Genomic DNA, 20,155 nt, shown 5'->3' with positions numbered 1-20,155 from the left:
CCTGCCTGATCGCTTCGCGCTCAGGCGTTCATCGGCACCGGAAGCGGTGCTTCCGAAAGCGTGCCTCTTCACCCCTGAAGTGGAGAGGGGTGACTCGCGCCTGAGCGGGCGCGGCAATCCTGATGCCTGCTCATTGTCTGAACCTGTGCCGCAGCGGTGGGGCGGCGCCTCCGCCCCGTCAGGAGGCCGAGCGGAATCGTTGCGCAGGGGACCGAGCGGCATGGATGCCGCGAGAGGCGTGCGGGGCCATGGATGGCCCCTCACGCCGGGCCCCCGGAGCAACGATGGAGCGAGGGAAACGCAGTAACAGCCGAAGGCTGGTCACCCGGCGAAGCCGGGGCGGATGCAGGGGCAAGCGTTTTGGTTCCTTTCTGTGGTGCGGCATCCCGACGTTTGAGAAAGGGACTCGCCGGGAGGCGAAACAGAGACTCACCGACCGCTCGATAATCAGCTGGGCCCGGGCGGTTCTAGCAACACTTAACGCAGACATAGCCAATGAATTCGCCCCTATAGGTTTCGTCTCCGACCTCCGATTTACGACAAGGGCTTCATCAGCAGCCGGTTCACCCGCCGCTCCTTCACCTCGATCACCTGCAGCTGCCAGCCGGCGAATTCGAGGCGATCCCCCGTCACCGGCAGGCGGTCCAGCAGGCTCATCGCCAGGCCCGCCAGGGTCTGATAGTCCTCGCCGGGCCTGGCGGTAAAGCCGACGCGCTCGCCCAGCAGGCTCAGGTTCACCGCGCCGCTGACCTTCCAGCCGTCCTCGCAGGGTTCGATATCCAGGCCGTCCACCTCGCTGGCATCGGGCAATTCACCGGCGATGGATTCGAGAATGTCAGTCATGGTCAACAGGCCCTCGAAGCCGCCGAACTCGTTGACCACGAAGGCCACGTGGGTGGAAGCCTTGCGCATCTCTTCCAGGGCGCCCAGCACCGAGGCGCTTTCCGGCAGGTTCGGCGGAATTCGCAGCAGTTGCTCGATATCCGGGGCCTGGCCCTGCAGCAGCTCGCGCAGCAGCTCCTTCTTGTGCAGGTACCCCAGCGGCTCGTCGACGTCGCCAGCGCGGATCACCACCAGGCGCGAGTGGGGCGAGCGCAACAGGGCGTCGCGGATGGCCTCGCGCGGCTCGTCCAGGTCGATGCGCTCCACCTCGCTGCGGTGGGTCATCAGTGTGCGGATGGGGCGCTCGGCCAGCCCCAGCACGCCGCTGATCATGATCCGCTCGCGGCGGTCGAAGGGCACCTTGCCGGCGTCGCTGCCGTCGAGCAGGTCGGCGATCTCCTCGCCCACTTCCTCGGCCTCCACGCCGCGCCCGCCCAACAGGCGCAGCACCGCGTGGGCGGTACGCTCGCGCAGGTCGCGGTCGCCCTGCAGCTGGCGCTTGCGGCGCCAGCGCACCAGCTGGTTGGCGGCCTCGATCAGCAGGGAGAAGCCGATGGCGGCGTACAGGTAGCCTTTCGGGATATGGAAGCCCAGGCCCTCGGCGGTCAGGCTGAAGCCGATCATCATCAGAAAGCCCAGGCACAACATGATCACCGTCGGATGGGCGTTGACGAAGGCGGTCAGCGGCTTGCTGGCGATGATCATCAGGCCGATGGAGACGACCACGGCGATCATCATCACTTCCAGGTGCTCGACCATGCCGACGGCGGTGATCACCGCATCCAGGGAGAACACCGCGTCCAGCACCACGATTTGCGCCACCACCGGCCAGAACAGGGCATAGGTGCGGCTGCCGGCCTGGCTGTGCACCCGGCCCTCCAGGCGCTCGTGCAGTTCCATGGTGGCCTTGAACAGCAGGAACACGCCGCCGAACAGCATGATCAGGTCACGGCCGGAGAAGCTCTTGCCGAACAGCTCGAACAGCGGCTCCGTCAGGGTCACCAGCCAGGAGATGCTGGCCAGCAGGCCCAGGCGCATCACCAGCGCCAGGGACAGGCCGATCAATCGCGCGCGGTCGCGCTGATGGGGCGGCAGCTTGTCCGCCAGAATGGCGATGAACACCAGGTTGTCGATACCCAGGACGATCTCGAGGACGATCAGGGTCAGCAGGCCCAGCCAGGCCGTAGGGTCAAGGATCCATTCCATGGCGGTCAGGCTCTCGGTAGATTTTCACGGGCAGGTGCGAACCACGCCTGCTGGCGTTGCATCGACATGCGCGGGGAGATTGCAGCGGGGCGCTGCGCTTCGAAATGGCGCACCAAGGCGCCGGTGAGATGGGGGGCCGCTCCCTGGGATGCAGGGGGCGGCTTGCAACAATCGCTGTCCATTGGGTTCCGGTTCGGATAAACGGACTGCGAATGCTAGGTCAGAAAATCGCCAGCTTTAAGCCGGAAATCTTTACCAATGATGTATGAAATCTCCTAGCGCCTACGGAACAGCGGCCTCGGCTCTATCACGGAACGTCCATAGAGCACGCTCACGCCTGCCAATCCCTTGAGCGCATCCTCGGCGGACTTGTCCTCGCGCACGGCAAAGGCATCGAAGCCGCACTGGCGCATATGGCTGAGCTGGTCGCGCAGTACGTCGCCCACCGCCCGCAGCTCGCCGCGCCAGCCCAGGCGGGTGCGCAGCAGGTAGGCCTGGCTGTAACCACGGCCGTCGCGGAAGCTGGGGAAGTCGACGGCGATCAGGGGCACGCCGTCGAGCAGGGGTGCCAGAGCCTCGACCTCGTCATCCGGCTGCAGCAGCAGGCCGTCGCCGCCATCGCGCCCCTGCCAGAGCGCCAGCGGCAGGATCAGCGGCCCGGCAGGCAAGGGCTCCTGCGCCGCGCGCACCAGGGTCCATGGGTCGTCCACCAGGCGAGCCTGGCCGTCCACGAGCTTGATCAGGTTGTTCATGCCGGCACCTCCGCCTTGGCGTAGACCCGCTCCTTGAAGGGCTCCAGGCCGATGCGCCGCACCGTGTCGACGAAGCGTTCATCCGGTTCGCGGTAGGTGCGGAAGGTCTCCACCACCTTCTCGATCACATCCGGCACTTCCTCGGCACTGAAGGATGGGCCGATCACCTTGCCCAGCTCGCTGTCCATGCCCTGGGCGCCGCCCAGGGTGATCTGGTACCACTCGCTGCCGCCCTTGTCGACGCCGAGGATGCCGATATTGCCGATATGGTGGTGGCCGCAGGCGTTCATGCAGCCGGAGATGTTCAGGCTCAGCTCGCCCAGCTCCTGCAGCGCCGCCGGGTCGGGGAAGCGCGCCTGGATCGCCTGGGCGATGGGGATGGACTTGGCATTGGCCAGGGAGCAGTAGTCGCCACCGGGGCAGGCGATGATATCGGTGAGCAAGCCGATATTGGCGGTTGCCAGGCCCTGCTCGCGTGCCAGCAGCCAGAGTGGGTGCAGGTCGGCCTTGCGCACATCGGGCAGCACCAGGTTCTGCTCGTGGGCGATGCGGATCTCGCCGAAGCCGAAGCGCTCGGCCCAGTCCGCCACCGCCTCCATCTGCGCCGCGGTCACGTCGCCGGGTGGCGCATCGGGCCCCGGCTTGGTGGACAGCACCACGGCGGCATAGCCCGGCACCTTGTGCGGCTGCAGGTTGCGCGCGCACCAGCGGGCGAACTCGGGATCGCGGGCGAGGTGGCTGCCGAAACCCAGGTCGGCGTCGTCCAGGCGCGCGTAGGACGGTGCGTCGAAGTTGGCGGCCACCCGCTGGTATTCGGCTTCGGTGAGCTCCGCGGGGCCGCCCTTGAGGTGCTGCCACTCGGCTTCCACCTCGCGGGAGAAGGCCTCGATGCCGAGCGCCTTGACCAGGATCTTGATCCGCGCCTTGTACTTGTTGTCGCGCCGGCCGTGGCGGTTGTAGACCCGCAGGATGGCCTCGACATAGGACAGGAGGTCGCGCCAGTGCAGGCCATCGCGGATCTGCTGGCCGAGGATCGGCGTACGCCCCAGGCCGCCGCCCACCAGCACCCGCAGGCGCATCTCGCCGGTTTCGTCGCGGTAGAGGTAGAGGCCGATGTCGTGCATCTGCACGGCGGCGCGGTCCTCTTCGGCGGCGCACAGGGCGATCTTGAACTTGCGCGGCAGGAAGAGGAATTCCGGATTGATGGTGGACCACTGACGCAGGATCTCGGCCAGCGGGCGCGGGTCCAGCAGTTCGTCGGCGGCCACCCCGGCGAAGGCTTCGGTGGTGATATTGCGCACGCAGTTGCCGGAGGTCTGGATGGCATGCATCTCCACCTCGGCCAGTCGCTGGAGGATGTCCGGCACTTCGGCCAGTTCGATCCAGTTGAACTGGATGTTCTGCCGGGTGGTGAAGTGGCCGTAGCCGCGGTCGTGCTCGCGGGCGATCCACGCCAGGCAGCGCAGCTGGTTCGACGACAGGGTGCCGTAGGGAATCGCCACCCGCAGCATATAGGCGTGCTTCTGCAGGTAGAGGCCGTTCTGCAGGCGCAGCGGCAGGAACTCTTCCTCCGACAGTTCACCATTGATGCGCCGCGCCACCTGGTCGCGGAATTGCGCCACGCGCTCCTGCACCAGGGCGCGGTCGTAGTCGTCGTAGTGGTACATCGAAGGCTCCAGCAAGGCGTGCGGGGGCCTTCACTATGGTCAGCGGCACCGCGAATAAACAGCGGCAGATCCGACACGAAAAACCGTATCAGATCCGATTGCCGGGTAGGAGCGAGCTCTGCTCGCGAAACGGCCTCATTCGCGAGCAGAGCTCGCTCCTACCCGGGTGACGTCCCAACCAATCTGAGCTCTAAAAAGTCCCACGATCTGAGTCTGTTTCCTTTGCAGCGACCTTTCCAGAATGGCAACCGCTCAGTCTTCCCAACCGAAAGGCCCGCACATGAACACCGCACTCCCGGAACCGACCTACGACTACAAGGTGGTTCGCCAATTCGCCCTGATGACCATCGCCTGGGGCATCGTCGGCATGGGCATGGGTGTGTTCATCGCCGCCCAGCTCGTCTGGCCGGCGATGAACCTCGACCTGCCCTGGACCAGCTTCGGCCGCCTGCGCCCGCTGCATACCAATCTGGTGATCTTCGCCTTCGGCGGCAGCGCCCTGTTCGCCACCAGCTACTACACGGTACAGCGCACCTGCCAGGCGCGGCTCTATGGTGGCGGGCTTGCCGCCTTCACCTTCTGGGGCTGGCAGGCCCTGGTGGTGATCCTGCTGGTCACCCTGCCCCAGGGCCTGACCACCACCAAGGAATACGCCGAGGTGGAGTTCACCGGCGCGGTGTGGATGGGCATCATCTGGGTCGCCTACGCGGTGGTGTTCTTCGGCACCATCGTCAAGCGCAAGACCCGGCACATCTATGTGGGCAACTGGTTCTTCGGCGCCTTCATCGTCGTTACCGCCATGCTCCACGTGGTCAACCACCTGGCCATCCCGGTGAGCTGGTTCAAGTCCTACTCGGTCTACTCCGGCGCCACCGACGCCATGGTGCAGTGGTGGTACGGCCACAACGCGGTGGGCTTCTTTCTGACCACCGGCTTCCTCGGCATGATGTACTACTTCATCCCCAAGCAGGCCGGGCGCCCGGTGTATTCCTACCGGCTGTCCATCGTGCACTTCTGGGCGCTGATCACCCTGTACATCTGGGCCGGCCCGCACCACCTGCACTACACCGCCCTGCCGGACTGGGCCCAGTCCCTCGGCATGGTGATGTCGATCATCCTGCTGGCCCCGAGCTGGGGCGGCATGATCAACGGCATGATGACCCTCTCCGGCGCCTGGCATAAGCTGCGCGACGACCCGATCCTGCGCTTTCTGGTGGTGTCCCTGGCCTTCTACGGCATGAGCACCTTCGAGGGGCCGATGATGGCGATCAAGACCGTCAACGCCCTCTCCCACTACACCGACTGGACCATCGGCCACGTGCACGCCGGGGCGCTCGGCTGGGTGGCGATGATCACCATCGGCTCGCTCTACCACCTGATCCCCCGGCTCTACGGCCGCACGCAGATGCACAGCCTCGGCCTGATCAATGCGCACTTCTGGCTGGCCACCATCGGCACCGTGCTCTACATCGCCTCCATGTGGGTCAACGGCATAACCCAGGGCCTGATGTGGCGTGCGGTGAACGAGGACGGCACCCTGACCTACTCCTTCGTCGAGGCGCTGGAGGCCAGTCATCCGGGCTTCGTGGTGCGCCTGGTCGGCGGCGTCTTCTTCGTCACCGGCATGCTGCTGATGGCGTGGAATACCTGGCGCACGGTGCGCGTGGGCGATGCCCGCACCACCGAGGCAGTGCCGCAGGCGGTCGCCCAGCATGGATAGCGAAAGCGCCTTCGTCCTGCTCGGCCTCGGCGCGGTGTCTTTCTTCTACCTCGCCACCCAGGCCAGCCTGGGCGGCAGGAGCCAGCGCCAGCTGGACGAAGCCACCATGCTGCCCTTCGCCGATGACGAACCCGTGGCCCGGCGCATGGAGCGCGCCACCGGGCGCAGCAGTACGGGGTGCAGCTGCCCGGGGCGGTGTGATGGGAGTTGTGCGAGCCGCGTCGACCTGGAGGCCTGAACCCTCTGTAGGGGCGAATTCATTCGCCAAGGGCAGCAACGCTGCCCCCTGCAATCTTGAAGGGCAGGCCTTCGGCCTGCTTGGCGAATGAATTCGCCCCTACAACAGATTCACCCGCCACAAACCTACCAGTAGTTTTCCACCGCCACCTGCCCCGGCCGGCGGCTCAGGCTCAGGTGCATGTCGCGGGTCTTCAGCACCGCGCGGGTGTCGTCGATCATCTGCGGGTTGCCGCAGAGCATCACCCGGGAATGTTCGGGGGTCAGTTCCAGGCCGGCGGCGCGCTCCAGTTCGCCGTTCCCGATCAGGGTGGTGATGCGCCCGTGCAGCGCGCCGGGTACTTCCTCGCGGGTCACCACGGGGATGTAGGTGAGCTTTTCCGCCGCACCCTCGAGGTATTCCAGGTCCTTCAGCGAATGGATCAGTGGCTGGTAGGCCAGCTCGGCGGCGTGACGCACGCTGTACACCAGGATGATGCGCTCGAAACGTTCCCAGACCTCCAGCTCCTGGAGGATCGACAGGAAGGGTGCCAGTCCCGTGCCGGTGGCCAGCAGCCAGAGGTCGCGGCCATCGGCGAAGCGGTCAAGGGTGAGGAAACCGAAGGCCTGCTTGTCCACCATCAGCGTGTCGCCCTCTTTGAGACGTGACAGCTCACTGGTGAATTCGCCCCCCGGCACCACGATGGAGAAGAACTCCAGGTGCTCGTCGTAGGGCGCGGAGACCATGGAATAGGCGCGCCAGACGGTACTGCCATCAGCCTTGGTCACCCCCAGGCGGGCGAACTGCCCGGCGCGGAAGCGAAAGCCCGCATCGCGGGTGGTGCGCAGGGTGAACAGGCTGGGGGTCAGGGTCTGCACATCCAGCAGGGTCTGACGGGTGAACTTCTCTTCGCTGGCGGTCATACTCCGCTCCCATCCATTTTCGATTCGCTTCGAAGACCGCCCCAGTGTCTCGCAAAGCGGCCTTCAGAAACACCGCCGGTTCTTATGCCTATATTCGCTACGCCTTTCGCCCAGCTCGACCTCGTTCGCCAGCCCGAACAGCAGGACGACCCGCTGCAGGCCTTCGACGCCGCCGACGAATACCTGCTCAACCACCTGCACGAGCAGGGCGTCACCGCCGAGACCCGCGTCCTGGTGCTGAACGACAGCTTCGGCGCCCTGGCCGCCAGCCTCGCCCCCCATGCGCAGGTCACCAGCAGCGGCGACTCGCACCTGGGCTGCCTGGGCCTGCAACGCAACCTGGCGCGCAACGCCCTGGCCCCCGCCGCCGTGCGCTTCGTGCCCGCCAGCGAAGTGGCCGAAGGGCCCTTCGACCGCGTGCTGATCCGCGTGCCCAAGACCCTGGCGCTGCTGGAAGAACAGCTGATCCGCCTGCAGGGCCGACTCGCCCCCGGCGCCACTGTGGTCGCCGCCGGCATGGTCAAGCACCTGCCCCACGCCGCAGGCGACCTGCTGGCGAAGTACATCGGCCCGATGCAGCCGTCCCTGGCGGTGAAGAAGGCGCGCCTGCTGATCGCCACGCCTGTGGACAAACCGGCCGTGGCCTCGCCCTACCCCACCCGCTACCAGCTGGAGCAGCCGCGCCTGAGCCTGGTCAACCACGCCAATGTGTTCTGCCGCGAAGGCCTGGATATCGGCACCCGCGCCTTCCTCCCGCACCTGCCGCGCAGCCTGGCGGACGTCCGCGCGGCGGACCTGGGTTGCGGCAACGGCGTGCTGGGCATCGCCTATGCCCTGGCCAACCCGCAGGCGCAGCTGACCCTGGTGGACGAGTCCTACATGGCGGTGCAGTCGGCCCTGGAGAACTGGCACGCAGCGCTGGGCGAGCGCCCCGTGGATATCCGTGCCGGCGACGGCCTGGCCGAGCAGCCGGCGGATTCACTGGACCTGGTGCTGTGCAACCCGCCCTTCCACCAGCAGCAGGTGGTGGGCGACTTCCTCGCCTGGCGCATGTTCGTGCAATCGAGAGAGGCGCTGACGAGGGGCGGCGAGCTGTGGATAGTGGGCAACCGCCACCTGGGCTACCACGCCAAGCTCAAGCGCCTGTTCCGGGGTGTGGAGCAGGTGGCGGCGACGCCGAAGTTCGTGGTGTTGAAGGCGAGCAAATAACGCAGCGGCTTGCAGGAAACCTTGTAGGGGCGAATTCATTCGCCAAGGGCAGCGCAGCTGCCCCTCAAAAAACCGAGCGAGGCGCGGCAGCCCTCTCCCCCGGCCCCTCTCCCGGAGGGAGAGGGGAGAAAAGCTCAGTGCGTACTCAACCCCGCCGCCACCATGAACATCCGCAACAGGTAAGCCACGGTGCCCAGGGCCAGCACGCTGAGGGCCCAGATGCCCACCAGCCAGCCCAGGCGCTTCCACAGGGGTTTCTTTTCCGGCTCGTCCATGGCGACGCTCCTAGTGGTAGCCATCTTCCACCCGCACCTTGCCGCGGAACACGTAGTAGCTCCAGGCGGTGTACATCAGGATGAAGGGGATGATGAACAGCGCGCCAACCAGCATGAAGCCCTGGCTTTGCGGCGGCGCCGCCGCGTCCCAGATGGAAATGGACGGCGGGATCACATTTGGCCACAGGCTGATGCCCAGGCCGCTGTAGCCGAGGAAGATCAGCACCAGGGTCAGCACGAAGGGGGCGTGGTTGGCATTATTGGCCACCGCGCGCAGCAGCGCCCAGGTGCACACCAGCACCAGGATCGGCACCGGCATGAACCAGAACAGGTTGGGCAGGCTGAACCAGCGCTCGGCGATCTCGGCATGGGCCAGCGGGGTCCAGATGCTGACGATGCCGGTGATGCCCAGCAGCGCCAGCACCAGCGGCCGCGCCAGGTCATGCATATGCTGCTGCAGGCGGCCTTCGGTCTTCATGATCAGCCAGGTGCAGCCCAGCAGCGCGTAGGCGGCGATCAGGCCCAGGCCGCAGAACAGCGGGAAAGGCGCCAGCCAGTCCAGGGAGCCGCCAGCGTAGGCGCGATTCACCACCGGGATGCCCTCGATGTAGGCACCCAGGGCGACACCCTGGAAAAAGGTGGCGGCAATGGAACCGCCGATGAAGGCCTTGTCCCACAGGTGGCGCTTGGCCGGCTTGGCCTTGAAGCGGAACTCGAAGGCCACACCGCGGAAGATCAGCCCCAGCAGCATGAAGATCAGTGGCAGGTAGAGTGCCGAAAGCACCGCCGAGTAGGCCAGCGGAAAGGCGCCGAACAAGCCGGCGCCGCCCAGGATCAGCCAGGTCTCGTTGCCGTCCCAGACTGGCGCCACGGTGTTCATCATCACGTCGCGCTCGCCGTCATCCTTGACGAAGGGGAAGAGGATGCCGATTCCGAGGTCGAAACCGTCCATCACCACGTACATCATCACGCCGAAGATGATGATGATGGCCCAGATCAGTGAAAGGTCGACGCCCATGGTTCAGCTCCTCGACTCGGTTGCAGCGTTTTCGTCATCGTCCATGCCCTCTTCGGTCGCCGAGAGCGGGCGGGCGGGGGTGCGGTGCTGGCCGGGGCCGCCGATACCCTGTTCCTTGCCTTCGTCGGTGACCGGGCCCTTGCGCACCAGGCGCATCATGTAGCCGATGCCGGCGCCGAAGAGCACGAAGTACACCACCACGAAGCTCACCAGGGTCAGGCTCATCTGGCTCACGCTGTGGTTGGACACCGCGTCGGCCGTGCGCATCAGCCCGTAGACCACCCAGGGCTGGCGGCCCACTTCGGTGGTGAACCAGCCGGCCAGCAGCGCGATCAGCCCGGAAGGCCCCATCCACAGGCAGAGGTAGAGGAAGGGCCGCGAGCGGAACAGCCCGCCGCGCCAGCGCAGCCACAGGCTCCAGACGCCGACGAGGATCATCAGCATCCCCAGGGCGACCATGATGCGGAAGGACCAGAACACCACGGTGGAGTTGGGGCGGTCTTCCTTGGGGAAGTCCTTCAGCGCCGGCACCTGCTGGTCCAGGCTGTGGGTCAGGATGATGCTGCCGAGGTAGGGAACCTCCACCTTGAAGCGGGTTTCCTCACGCTCCATGTCCGGCCAGCCGAAGAGGATCAGCGGGGTGGCTTCGCCGCTGCTGTTGTCCCAGTGGCCCTCCATCGCGGCGATCTTCACCGGCTGGTGCTTGAGGGTGTTGAGGCCGTGCAGGTCGCCGATGAAGGCCTGTACCGGCGCCACCAGCAGCGCCATCCACATGGCCATGGAGAGCATCTTGCGGATCGCCGGGTTGTCGCGCCCGCGCAGCAGGTGCCAGGCCGCCGAGGCGCCGACGAAGAAGGCGGTGGCGAGGAAGGCAGCGGTGGCCATGTGCAGCAGGCGATAGGGGAAGGAAGGGTTGAAGATCACCGCCAGCCAGTCCACCGGCACCACACGGCCGTCGACGATCTCGAAGCCCTGCGGGGTCTGCATCCAGCTGTTGGAGGCGAGGATCCAGAAGGTGGAGATGATGGTGCCGATGGCCACCATCACCGTGGAAAAGAAATGCAGGCTCGGGCCCACGCGGTTCCAGCCGAACAGCATGACGCCAAGGAAGCCCGCCTCGAGGAAGAAGGCGGTGAGCACCTCGTAGGTCAGCAGCGGCCCGGTAACCGAGCCTGCGAAGTCGGAGAAGGCGCTCCAGTTGGTGCCGAACTGGTAGGCCATCACCAGGCCGGACACCACGCCCATGCCGAAGTTGACGGCGAAGATCTTCGACCAGAAGTGATAGAGGTCGCGGTAGACCCCCTGACCGGTCTTCAGCCACAGGCCTTCCAGCACGGCGAGGTAGCTCGCCAGGCCGATGGTGATGGCCGGGAAGATGATGTGGAAGGACACGGTGAAGGCGAACTGCATTCGGGCGAGATCGAGAGCCTCCAATCCGAACATGGCGAATCCTCTAATCAGGTTGATACGGGCGCACGCCCCGCGCGGCTCCGATGGAGTCGAAGCCAGGCCGGGCGGAATTGTTCTTGTGGGGTCTACTGCGGCTGGATGCGGGCCAGGTCGACCCTTCACAGATCCGCGCCCGGGGTTTTGACGCGGATCAAGCAATGCCTAGAGAGTAGCCGGTCGAGGCAGTTTGGAAGCTGTGGTTCGTTGCCGCGCGACAGGTTGCCGCGCGGCCGCGCGCCGCATGAAAGGTTGGCGCCCTTGTAGCTTGGCGCTGAGCGAAGCGAAGCCCAACAGGCGGACCAATCGTTGGGCTTCGCTGCGCTCTGCCGCAACCTACGGTTCGAGAGCCTCGGGGTTGTCCACGTCGCGCAGCACGCCCGGGTCGTCGACGCCGACCGCTATCCAGGCCGAGGCGTGGGCGCGCAGGACCCGGCGGGCGCCTTCGTCGCCGGTGAGTTGCTGCAGCTCGGGCCAGAAGTCGCGGCCGAACAGTACCGGGTGGCCACGTTCGCCCTGGTGGACCGGGAAGACGATGCGCGCGCTGTCGGCCCTGGCCAGCAGCGCGTGCAGGCTGGATTCGGCGATCCAGGGCATATCCCCCAGCAGCACGGCGATGGCCTCGGCCCGGCCTGTGGATAACGCCCGCACACCCGCCGCCAGGCTATGGCCCATGCCCTGCCCTGCATCGGCGCAAAGGATGATGCTGCAATCCTCCGGCAGCCCCAGCGCCACCGGGTCGTCCTCCGGGCGCAACACCAGGTGGACCTCGCCGAACACCCGCCGCGCGCTCTCCAGGCTGGCCGCCAGCAGGGTGCGGCCGTCGGCCAGGGTGGCGCGGCGCTTGTCGCTGCCGAAGCGGGAAGCGACGCCGGCGGCGAGGATCAGGGCGGGGACGGTTGGCATTCAGCGACTCCGGGGTGATGAATCTGTAGGGGCGAATTCATTCGCCAAGGGCAGCGCAGCTGCCCCCTGGACCTTGCAGGGCAGACCTTCGGCCTGCTTGGCGAATGAATTCGCCCCTACAAGAAAACACAGCAGACCTCACACCCGTTCACGGGCGATGCCATTGCGCACCCGCAGGATATCCGCCAGCACCGCCAGGGCGATCTCCGAAGGCGTCTTGCTGCCCAGGTTGAGGCCGATGGGGGCGATGATGCGGGCGAGTTCCGCATCAACCAGACCGCCGACGCGGCGCAGGCGCTCCAGGCGCTTGGCGCTGGTGGCCATGGAGCCCATCACGCCGATATAGAAGGCGTCGGTACGTACCGCCTCGATCATGGCCAGGTCGTCGATCTTCGGGTCGTGGGTCAGGGCGACCACGGCGGTATCGGCATGGCAGCCGCCCTGGCGGATGAATTCCGAGGGCAGCTCGCGGCGGATTTCCACTCCCGGCAGCTCGACGCCTTGCAGCGCCTCGTCGCGGGGGTCGCAGAGCACCACCTCGAAGCCCAGGCTCTGGCCGAACTCGGCGCACACCTGGGCCACCGTGGAATAGCCGGCCAGCAGCAGGCGCTGGGCGGCGCCGACGCGCAGGCGCAGCAGGTCGCCGTCGCGTTCCACCCTGGGCCCGTGCTCGCGGTCCGGCAGCAAGCGGCGCGCGCCATCCGGCAACGACACCTCGCGGATCAGCCGGCGCTGGCCGGCCAGGGCGCTTTCCAGCTCGCGCAGGTGGGCCTGCACGTCGCAGTCCGCTGGCAGGTTCTCCACCAGCACTTCCAGCACGCCGCCGCAGGGCAGGCGGATCTGCGAACGCTCGTCGCTGCCGTCGCCGTAGCGCACCAGTTGCACCGGCTCGGGGAAGGCCCCGGCGGCCAGGCGTTCGAGGAAGTCATCTTCCACGCAGCCGCCGGACAGCGAACCTATCCAGTGGCCGGATGCATTGGCCGCCAGCAGCGAACCCGGCGCGCGGGGCGCCGAGCCGTAGGTGGCCAGGACGGTGCAGAGCCATACGCGCTGGCCGGCCGTGGACCATTCCAGGGCCTTGCGCACTACCAGCAGGTCAAGGTGTTGCATCAGGATATCGCCCTCAATGGGACTGGACTTCGCCGCGCAGCTCCGCCACCCGCTCAGGGCTCACCTCGTCCTCGAGGCCGCCCCAGGACTGCCGCAGGTAGTTGAGCAGGTCGCGCATCTGGCCGTCGTCGAGTTTATCCCTGAAGCCCGGCATTGGCTGCATCCGTTCGAATCCGGTGAACTGCTGTTCGCGGATACCGTCGTCGATCACCCGCACCAGGTTGCGCGAATCCGCCAGGCGCAGCGTGGTATTGCCGTTCATCGCCACCGCCACGTGGGGCACGCCCTCGCCCGCCGCACCGTGGCAGCCGGCGCAGACATTGAGGTACTGCTGGCGTCCGCGCAGGGCGCTCTCGCGCAACTGGTCGTCGGCCACGGCGGCGATCTTGCGCGGTGCCGGTGGCTGTTCGCCGAGCAGGTAGGTGGCCATGGCGCGGTGGTCGTCCCGGGGCAGGTACTGGGTGCTGTGGTGCAATACCGGGTACATCTCGTTGAACACCGAGCCCTGGTCGCTGATGCCGTGCTTGAGGAAAGTGGTCAGGTCGTCCGTGGTCCAGCCGCGTTCGGCCAGGTCCTTGGCCAGGAGGCTCGGGGCCTCGTAGCCGAGGATCACGCCGCCGCTCATGCGCAGGTCCTGCTGCAGGGCGCCGACCGCGTTGCGCGGGGTGTGGCACTCGCCGCAGTGGCCGAGCACTTCCACCAGGTACTGGCCGCGCTGCCACTCTTCGCCCTTGCCGTCGGCCGGCTCCAGTTGCACGCGGTTCTTGTAGAGCATGTTCCAGAAGGTCATGCCGAAGCGCAGGTTGAAGGGGAAGGCCAGGTCGGTCTTCGGGCTCGGCTTGGCGATGGGCTCCAGGCTCATCAGGTAGGCGTAGATGGCGTCGGAGTCTTCGCGCTTGAGCAAGTGATAGGAGGTGTAGGGCATGGCCGGGTAGAGCTTGCTGCCGTCCCTGCGCTCACCCTGGGTCACCGCCTTGAAGAAGTCGTCGGCGCTGTAATGGCCGATGCCGTGCTCCTTGTCCGGGGTGATGTTGGTGCCGTAGATGGTGCCGAAGGGCGATACCAGCGGCAGGCCGCCGGCGTACTCGGCACCGCCCTCGACGCTGTGGCAGGCCACGCAGTCGGCGGCGCGGGCCAGGTACTTACCGCGTTCGATCTGGGCCTTGTCCTTTGGCTGCTCCGCTGCCTGGACGGCCAGGGGCGACAGCAGCACCGCGAGGAGAATCGCGCGCATCCTCAACCCTCCTTGACCAGGCCCAGGCCTTCCACCACTTCGCGCGCGGCGTTGTAGTAGCGGACGTAGCCGGTGCAGCGGCAGATGTGCTTGCCCAGGGCGTTTTCGATCTCCCCTTCCAGTTCGCTGCGCTTGACCGGCTGGCGCTGGAGCTTCTCCACCAGGACGGTGGCGGCGTTGACGTAACCGGGGGTGCAGTAGCTGCACTGGAAGGCGAACTGGTCGATGAACTTCTGCTGGATCGGGTTCAGCTCGGTCACCTCGCCCTTGGCGTCGAGCTTGGCGTGGCCTTCGATGGTGCGCACCTGCTTGCCGTCGAAGAAGTGCGCGCCGGTGATGCAGGTGCGGATTTCCTCGCTGGTGCCATCGGGCTTGTCGAGGATCGCCACGCAGGCGTGGCAGATGCCCTGGCCACAGCCCAGGCGCGAGCCGGTGAGGTTCAGGTGTTCATGGAGGAAGTCGATCATCATCAGGTCGTCGTCCACCGTGAAGGGGCCGACGGCCTGGCCATTGAGGGTCATGCTGAGGGCGCGCTTAGCCATGGAGGGCCTCCTTGATGCGGGCCGGAGTCAGGGGAAGGTCGCGCAGGCGTTTGCCGGTGGCGTGGGCCACGGCGTTCACGATGGCGCCGACCACGGGGATCATCACCACTTCGGCGATGCCCTTGGCCGGGTCGCTGGGCGACAGCGGCGGGAGGATTTCGGCGGTCTGGGTCCAGACCGCGCAGTCCTTGGCGCGGGGCAGCTGGTAGCGGTTGAAGTTCCAGGTGCCTTCGCCGGGACCGCCCTCGTACTTCGGCATTTCTTCCAGCAGGGCGTGGCCGATACCCATGGCGATGCCGCCCTCCAGCTGGCCGCGCACCAGCTCGGGCACGATCACCCGGCCGCACTCCAGCCAGGAGTGGTGATTGATCACCCGCGCCTCAAAGCTGCCCTTGTTCACCTTCACTTCCACCAGGGTAGCCACCGGGCTGTAGTAGGTGACCATGGCGTTGTTCAGCTGGGTCGGCGGGTAGCTGATGGAGGCGCGGTCCAGCAGGTGGAAGCCGTGGCTGGTCATCTGCGCCTGCTTCTCCTTCGCTGCGCCGTCGCCGTACTTCACCGCCACCGCGTCCAGGGGGAAGGTGTCGCGCTTGCCGTCGATCTCGAACTCGCCCTCGGCCCAGGCCCAGCGGTTGAAGCCATGGACGCTGACGCCGGTGACCAGCCCCAGTTCATGGGCCTTGTGCGCCAGCAGCTCGAAGGGAATCGGCGGCAGGCCGTTGGCGGTGAGCTTGCCTTCCACCCAGTGGGCGTCCTCGCGGCGCACCACGTAGGGGCTGGCCAGGCCGCCGTACTCGCCGCGACCCCAGATGGCCAGCGCCGCCGGCCAGAGGCCGTGGTTGAAGAGGATGCGCGCCGCCTCGCGGGTACCGTGGCCGGTGTAGTAGGCCGAGTTGGTGGCCGAGGAAGGCGAGGCCAGCTTGCCGACCCAGCGCGGGTTCTTCAGCGCGGCATCCTGTTCGGCTTGGCTGATCAGGTAGGGGTTGCCGCTGGTGGTCAGCGCCAGCTCGGCCCACTCGGTCTCGCCGGTGCGGATCTCGTCGGCCGGGCGGCCCAGGTAGTCGGCAACCAGCAGGGCCTGGGAGGTGGCCATGCCGGTGCCCATGTCGATGGCGATCTGGCGCAGCTTCACGCGTCCTTCGGCGGTGAACTCGATGCTCGCCATGGGCGCTTCGGAGCCGGTGCCGAAGTCCTTCTGGCAGATGGCGAAGCCGACGCCGTACCAGTTGTCCGGGTCCCTGGCCTCTTCCGCGCGCTTGCGCGCATCGCGGTTTTTCCAGATCTCGTGCCGCGACGCCTTGTCGAGGATTTCATCGAGGCGCAGCGCACCGGCGGGAATGGCGCCCTGGGTGTTCTTCATGCCGGACTTGAAGACGTTCTTCTTGCGCAGCTCGATGGCATCCACGCCCAGGCGCCCCGCCACCTCGTCCACCATCATCTCGGTGGCGGCCATGGTCTGCAGGGTGCCATAGCCGCGCATGGAGCCGGCCTCGACACCACGGGAGTGGTAGGCGGTGGCGGCCAGGTCGCTCTGCGGCAGGTAGTAGATGGACTGCGCGGCGGTGGCGCCCACCGCCGCCACCGAGGGGCTGTAGTTGATGCGGCCGCCGCCGTCGACGTCCATATGGGCGCGGAAGATCTGGAAGGACAGGTCGTCCTTCTTCACCGCCAGTTGGTAGTGCATGTCGAAGGGGTGGCGCTTGATGCCGCTCTGGAACTGCTCGTAGCGGTCATTGGCCAGGCGCACCGGCACGCCGTCGCCGTACATGGCGGCCAGGGCGGCGTAGAAGACGAAGATGTTGTTGTCCTTGGAGCCGTAGCCCACGGTGTAGCCGGGGTGCATGTTCAGCTTGTCGACCTTGAAGCGCGACGGCGCCAGCATGTGGGCGGTCTGCTCGGCCACCTCGAAGGGACACTGGGTGGCCACCACGAAATGCAGGGTGCCGCTGGCGGCGTCGTACCAGCCGTTGCCATTGTCCGCTTCCAGGGCGGCCGGCTCGATGGACTGGGTGGTGAAGCGCTCGTCGAAGACCATCCAGCCTTCCGGCGGGCTGGCCAGCGTCGTCTGCATCCGCTCGGCGTGATAGAGGCCCTGGGCGGTCAGGTCGCCCGCCGGGTTGCCGGCGCCCCAGGTGGGTTTGCGCTCGCGGATCAGCGGGAACAGCATGCTGTCCTTCAGGCTGGAGAAGGTATCCGGCTCGAAGGGAGTGGCGCCGCCGACGCGGACGAAGCGGAAGCTGCCATAGGGGTCGCGCTGGAACAGCGGGGCCTGGGCGCCGTAGCGCACCACCTTCTCATTGAACTTGAGGATGTTCCTGGCCCGGCGGTAACGGTCGAAGTCCTTCCAGATCAGCAGCGCCACCGGGTGGCCGATGAACATCGGCACCTGGCCTTCCGGCAGGAAGGGGTCGGGGCTGTGGCCCTCGGGGAAGGCGATGCCGTCCCGCGCCAGGTCGGCGGCGGTCACCACGCGGTCGGGTTTGAGCTCGTCGCCCAGCATCGACAGGTCGAGGCCCTGGTACAGGTGGTCGGCGCGGGTGGCCTTGAGCAGCAGCGCGTGGCCCTGCTGCTGCGGCCAGCCGGGCATATCCTTGGCGCGGATGTCGCGGGCGAACACCTTGCCGCCGCAGACCTTGCTGACGCCATCGATCCGCCCACGGGCCTGGCCGCCGGCGGTGTACCAGGGCTCGGGGGCGATGGTGACCTGGGCTTCGAACAACGCTGCGAAGGCCTTGCTGCCCAGCGGCGCGAGGGAGATGCCGATACCGGCGACGACGCTGCCCTGCAGGAAGGCGCGGCGGGATAGTTCAGGAGTGGACATGCCCGTTTCTCCTGGGCCGGACGGGGCCGAACCCAAATTTTGTGCAATAAACGGTAGCCGGCCCTTCCCGGGGGAAGGGTCGTAGCAAGAATAGTCTGGGGAACGAACCTGACTTGAAGGTCAAATTCTAACGAAATCGCTGACGGAGACAAAGAAAAAATCTGTCTCGTTAGTCAGAAAAATCCTTCGCGCAACTCGCTGATCGAACGTTTTGTTCGGCAAATGCAACCGCATGTTTCAGCAGGCGTGCTAGGCTGCGGCACCGATAGCAGCCTAAGCATTTTCGGACATGCCCCAGCCCACCCTCCTACGCCACCACCGTCCCTTCCTGGCTTTCTGGTTCGCACGCGTCTGTACGGCAAGCGGCTTCCAGATGATCACGGTCGCCATTGGCTGGCATATCTACGAACTCACAGGCAGCGTGCTCGACCTGGGCCTGGTGGGGCTGGTGGAATTCCTCCCCCGGGTCCTCTTCATGCTGCATACCGGGCATGTGGCCGACCGCTTCGACCGCCGCCGGGTCGCCGCCCTCTGCCAGGTGCTGCAGGCCCTGGTGGCCGGCGTACTGGTGTTCGCCAGCGCCACCGACAGCGCCAGCCGCGAGCTGATCTTCCTCATGGCCTTCGTCCTCGGCGCCGCCCGCGCCTTCGAGATGCCCGCCACCCAGGCGCTGCTGCCCAATGTGGTGCCCAGGGAGCTGTTCCCCCGCGCCGTAGCCGCTTCGGCCTCGGCCATGCAGGCCGCCACCATAGTCGCCCCGGCCCTTGGCGGCCTGCTCTACGCCGTCGGCAGCCTCTGGGTCTACGGCCCGACCGCGGTGATCTACCTCGCCGCCTGCGCCCTGATGCTGGGCCTGTCGAGCAGCCAGCAGCAGGCCAACAAGGCGCCGGCCAACCTGGACAACCTGCTGGCGGGCATCCGCTTCATCCGCAGCCGCCCGGACATACTCGGCGCCATCTCCCTGGATCTGTTCGCCGTATTGCTGGGCGGCGCCACCGCCCTGCTCCCGGTATTCGCCAAGGACATCCTGCTCACCGGCCCCTGGGGCCTGGGTCTCTTGCGTTCGGCACCAGCCGTGGGTGCGCTGCTGATGTCCTTCTGGCTGGCGCGCTTCCCCATCGAACGCAATGTCGGGCGCATCATGTTCACCTCGGTGGGGGTGTTCGGCGTGGCCACCATCGCCTTCGGCCTGTCGACCTCCTTCTGGTTCTCCCTGGCGGTGCTGGCCGTGCTCGGCGCGGCGGACATGATCAGCATGGTGATCCGCGGCGCCTTCGTGCAACTGCACACCCCGGACGAGATGCGCGGCCGGGTCAGCGCGGTGAACGGCCTGTTCATCGGTGCTTCCAACCAGCTTGGGGAGTTCGAGTCCGGCGTGACCGCGGCCTGGTTCGGCACCGTGCCGGCGGTGGTCATGGGCGGGGTCGGCACCCTGCTGGTGACCGGGCTGTGGATCAAGCTGTTCCCGACGCTGGCCAAGCGGGACAGATTGCACTGACGGGCAGGTAGATAGCTTGTAGGGGCGAATTCATTCGCCAAGCAGGCCGAAGGGCTGCCTGCAAAACATCGGGGGCGGCTGCGCCGCCCTTGGCGAATGAATTCGCCCCTACAGGAAAAGCCCCCCTCACCCCACCAGCATCGCCTTGGCGATCTCGTTGCGCCTGGCCTTGCCGCACAGCTGCTCCACCAGGGCCAGGGCGAAGGCCAGGGCGGTGCCGGGGCCCTGGCTGGTGATGCAGTTGCCGTCCACCACCACCGGCTGGTCGACGAAGGTGCAGCCGGACAGGCGGTCGCTGAAACTCGGGTAGCAGGTCATGCGCCGCTGGCGCAGCACGCCGTAGGGTTGCAGGGCCATGGCCGGGGAGGCGCAGATGGCGGCGAAGAGGCGGCCGGCCTTCGCCTGCTCGCGGACCTTCTCGGCCAGCGGTTCGTGCTTGCCAAGGCGCTGGGCGCCGGGCATGCCGCCGGGCAGGACGATCAGGTCGTAGTCCTGGGCCAGGACATCCAGCAGCATGGTGTCGGCGGTCAGGCGGGTGCCACGAGCCAGGGTGATCATGCGGCGGGTCTCGATGCTGGCCACTACCGTCTTCACCTCGGCGCGCCGCAGCACGTCGATCAGGGTCACGGTTTCCAGGTCCTCCACGCCTTCGGCGACGGCGATCAGGGCCTGGAGATGAGGTTGTGTATGCATGGCGTTCTCCTTTTCCTGGAAACCGAAGCTGTCCGT

At 66.8% G+C, this 20,155-nt stretch carries 17 protein-coding genes; 4 read left to right on the top strand and 13 right to left on the bottom strand.

The annotated features are described in order from the left end of the window. Window positions 1–534: 534 nt before the first annotated feature. The 3 genes from ACFPU0_RS20290 to ACFPU0_RS20280 all read right to left on the bottom strand — a co-directional run bounded on the left by ACFPU0_RS20290 (window position 535) and on the right by ACFPU0_RS20280 (window position 4,507). Entirely contained in the window at window positions 535–2,088 is a 1,554-nt protein-coding gene (locus tag ACFPU0_RS20290; protein WP_377695075.1) for a TerC family protein, read from the bottom strand. Between the two features lie 275 nt (window positions 2,089–2,363). Beyond that, the gene (locus ACFPU0_RS20285; RefSeq protein ID WP_377695074.1) at window positions 2,364–2,840 is read right to left on the bottom strand and encodes a DUF934 domain-containing protein; all 477 of its coding nucleotides are present in this window, start codon (window positions 2,838–2,840) and stop codon (window positions 2,364–2,366) included. Further along, the gene (locus ACFPU0_RS20280) at window positions 2,837–4,507 is read right to left on the bottom strand and encodes a nitrite/sulfite reductase (protein ID WP_377695073.1); all 1,671 of its coding nucleotides are present in this window, start codon (window positions 4,505–4,507) and stop codon (window positions 2,837–2,839) included. Before ACFPU0_RS20280 ends, ACFPU0_RS20285 begins: the two co-directional genes overlap by 4 nt. Before the next feature lie 280 nt (window positions 4,508–4,787). Here ACFPU0_RS20280 and ccoN point away from each other — a divergent pair, with 280 nt between their 5' ends. Together ccoN and ACFPU0_RS20270 are read left to right on the top strand one after the other, a co-directional pair. After that, window positions 4,788–6,227 carry a cytochrome-c oxidase, cbb3-type subunit I gene (gene ccoN, locus ACFPU0_RS20275; protein WP_377695072.1) on the top strand — a complete coding sequence of 480 codons (1,440 nt, stop codon included), beginning with the start codon at window positions 4,788–4,790 and terminating at the stop codon, window positions 6,225–6,227. Further along, complete coding sequence (locus ACFPU0_RS20270) at window positions 6,220–6,465, top strand: cbb3-type cytochrome c oxidase subunit 3 (protein ID WP_377695071.1); 246 nt, start codon at window positions 6,220–6,222, stop codon at window positions 6,463–6,465. The genes ccoN and ACFPU0_RS20270 overlap by 8 nt, the downstream gene beginning before the upstream one ends. A 125-nt stretch (window positions 6,466–6,590) precedes the next feature. Here ACFPU0_RS20270 and ACFPU0_RS20265 read toward each other — a convergent pair whose 3' ends face one another. Further along, window positions 6,591–7,367: a ferredoxin--NADP reductase gene (locus tag ACFPU0_RS20265; protein ID WP_377695070.1), complete on the bottom strand. Its 777-nt coding sequence runs from the start codon at window positions 7,365–7,367 to the stop codon at window positions 6,591–6,593. Window positions 7,368–7,451: 84 nt separating this feature from the next. Here ACFPU0_RS20265 and ACFPU0_RS20260 point away from each other — a divergent pair, with 84 nt between their 5' ends. Next, window positions 7,452–8,576 (top strand): methyltransferase, encoded by a 1,125-nt coding sequence (locus ACFPU0_RS20260; RefSeq protein ID WP_377695069.1) that lies wholly within the window; start codon window positions 7,452–7,454, stop codon window positions 8,574–8,576. A gap of 134 nt (window positions 8,577–8,710) precedes the next feature. Here ACFPU0_RS20260 and ACFPU0_RS20255 read toward each other — a convergent pair whose 3' ends face one another. The 8 genes from ACFPU0_RS20255 to ACFPU0_RS20220 form a co-directional block, all read right to left on the bottom strand. Continuing rightward, window positions 8,711–8,851, bottom strand: a complete 141-nt coding sequence (locus tag ACFPU0_RS20255) for a DUF2474 domain-containing protein (RefSeq protein WP_377695068.1) — start codon at window positions 8,849–8,851, stop codon at window positions 8,711–8,713. 10 nt (window positions 8,852–8,861) lie between these two features. Then, window positions 8,862–9,869 carry a cytochrome d ubiquinol oxidase subunit II gene (gene cydB / locus ACFPU0_RS20250; protein WP_377695067.1) on the bottom strand — a complete coding sequence of 336 codons (1,008 nt, stop codon included), beginning with the start codon at window positions 9,867–9,869 and terminating at the stop codon, window positions 8,862–8,864. Between the two features lie 3 nt (window positions 9,870–9,872). Then, window positions 9,873–11,312 carry a cytochrome ubiquinol oxidase subunit I gene (locus ACFPU0_RS20245; protein WP_377695066.1) on the bottom strand — a complete coding sequence of 480 codons (1,440 nt, stop codon included), beginning with the start codon at window positions 11,310–11,312 and terminating at the stop codon, window positions 9,873–9,875. A gap of 339 nt (window positions 11,313–11,651) precedes the next feature. Next, entirely contained in the window at window positions 11,652–12,221 is a 570-nt protein-coding gene (locus ACFPU0_RS20240; protein ID WP_377695065.1) for a nucleotidyltransferase family protein, read from the bottom strand. A 138-nt stretch (window positions 12,222–12,359) separates the two neighbouring features. Further along, on the bottom strand, window positions 12,360–13,331 hold the full coding sequence (locus tag ACFPU0_RS20235) for an XdhC family protein (RefSeq protein ID WP_377695064.1): 972 nt from the start codon (window positions 13,329–13,331) through the stop codon (window positions 12,360–12,362). A 13-nt stretch (window positions 13,332–13,344) separates the two neighbouring features. After that, window positions 13,345–14,565: a cytochrome c gene (locus ACFPU0_RS20230; protein ID WP_377695063.1), complete on the bottom strand. Its 1,221-nt coding sequence runs from the start codon at window positions 14,563–14,565 to the stop codon at window positions 13,345–13,347. Window positions 14,566–14,567: 2 nt separating this feature from the next. Next, window positions 14,568–15,107 (bottom strand): (2Fe-2S)-binding protein, encoded by a 540-nt coding sequence (locus ACFPU0_RS20225; protein ID WP_377695062.1) that lies wholly within the window; start codon window positions 15,105–15,107, stop codon window positions 14,568–14,570. Continuing rightward, complete coding sequence (locus tag ACFPU0_RS20220; protein WP_377695061.1) at window positions 15,100–17,928, bottom strand: xanthine dehydrogenase family protein molybdopterin-binding subunit; 2,829 nt, start codon at window positions 17,926–17,928, stop codon at window positions 15,100–15,102. The genes ACFPU0_RS20225 and ACFPU0_RS20220 overlap by 8 nt, the downstream gene beginning before the upstream one ends. Before the next feature lie 289 nt (window positions 17,929–18,217). Here ACFPU0_RS20220 and ACFPU0_RS20215 point away from each other — a divergent pair, with 289 nt between their 5' ends. Then, window positions 18,218–19,426: an MFS transporter gene (locus ACFPU0_RS20215; protein ID WP_377695060.1), complete on the top strand. Its 1,209-nt coding sequence runs from the start codon at window positions 18,218–18,220 to the stop codon at window positions 19,424–19,426. 126 nt (window positions 19,427–19,552) lie between these two features. Here the strand turns inward: ACFPU0_RS20215 and ACFPU0_RS20210 are convergent, their stop codons facing one another. Then, on the bottom strand, window positions 19,553–20,119 hold the full coding sequence (locus tag ACFPU0_RS20210) for a DJ-1 family glyoxalase III (RefSeq protein WP_377695059.1): 567 nt from the start codon (window positions 20,117–20,119) through the stop codon (window positions 19,553–19,555). Between the last annotated feature and the right edge of the window lie 36 nt (window positions 20,120–20,155).

Origin of the sequence: Pseudomonas sp. GCM10022186, assembly GCF_042656385.1 — a bacterium.
Lineage (GTDB): Bacteria > Pseudomonadota > Gammaproteobacteria > Pseudomonadales > Pseudomonadaceae > Metapseudomonas.
The sequence above is the reverse complement of the archived record's forward strand: the minus strand, read 5'-3'. Positions and strand labels throughout refer to the sequence as shown.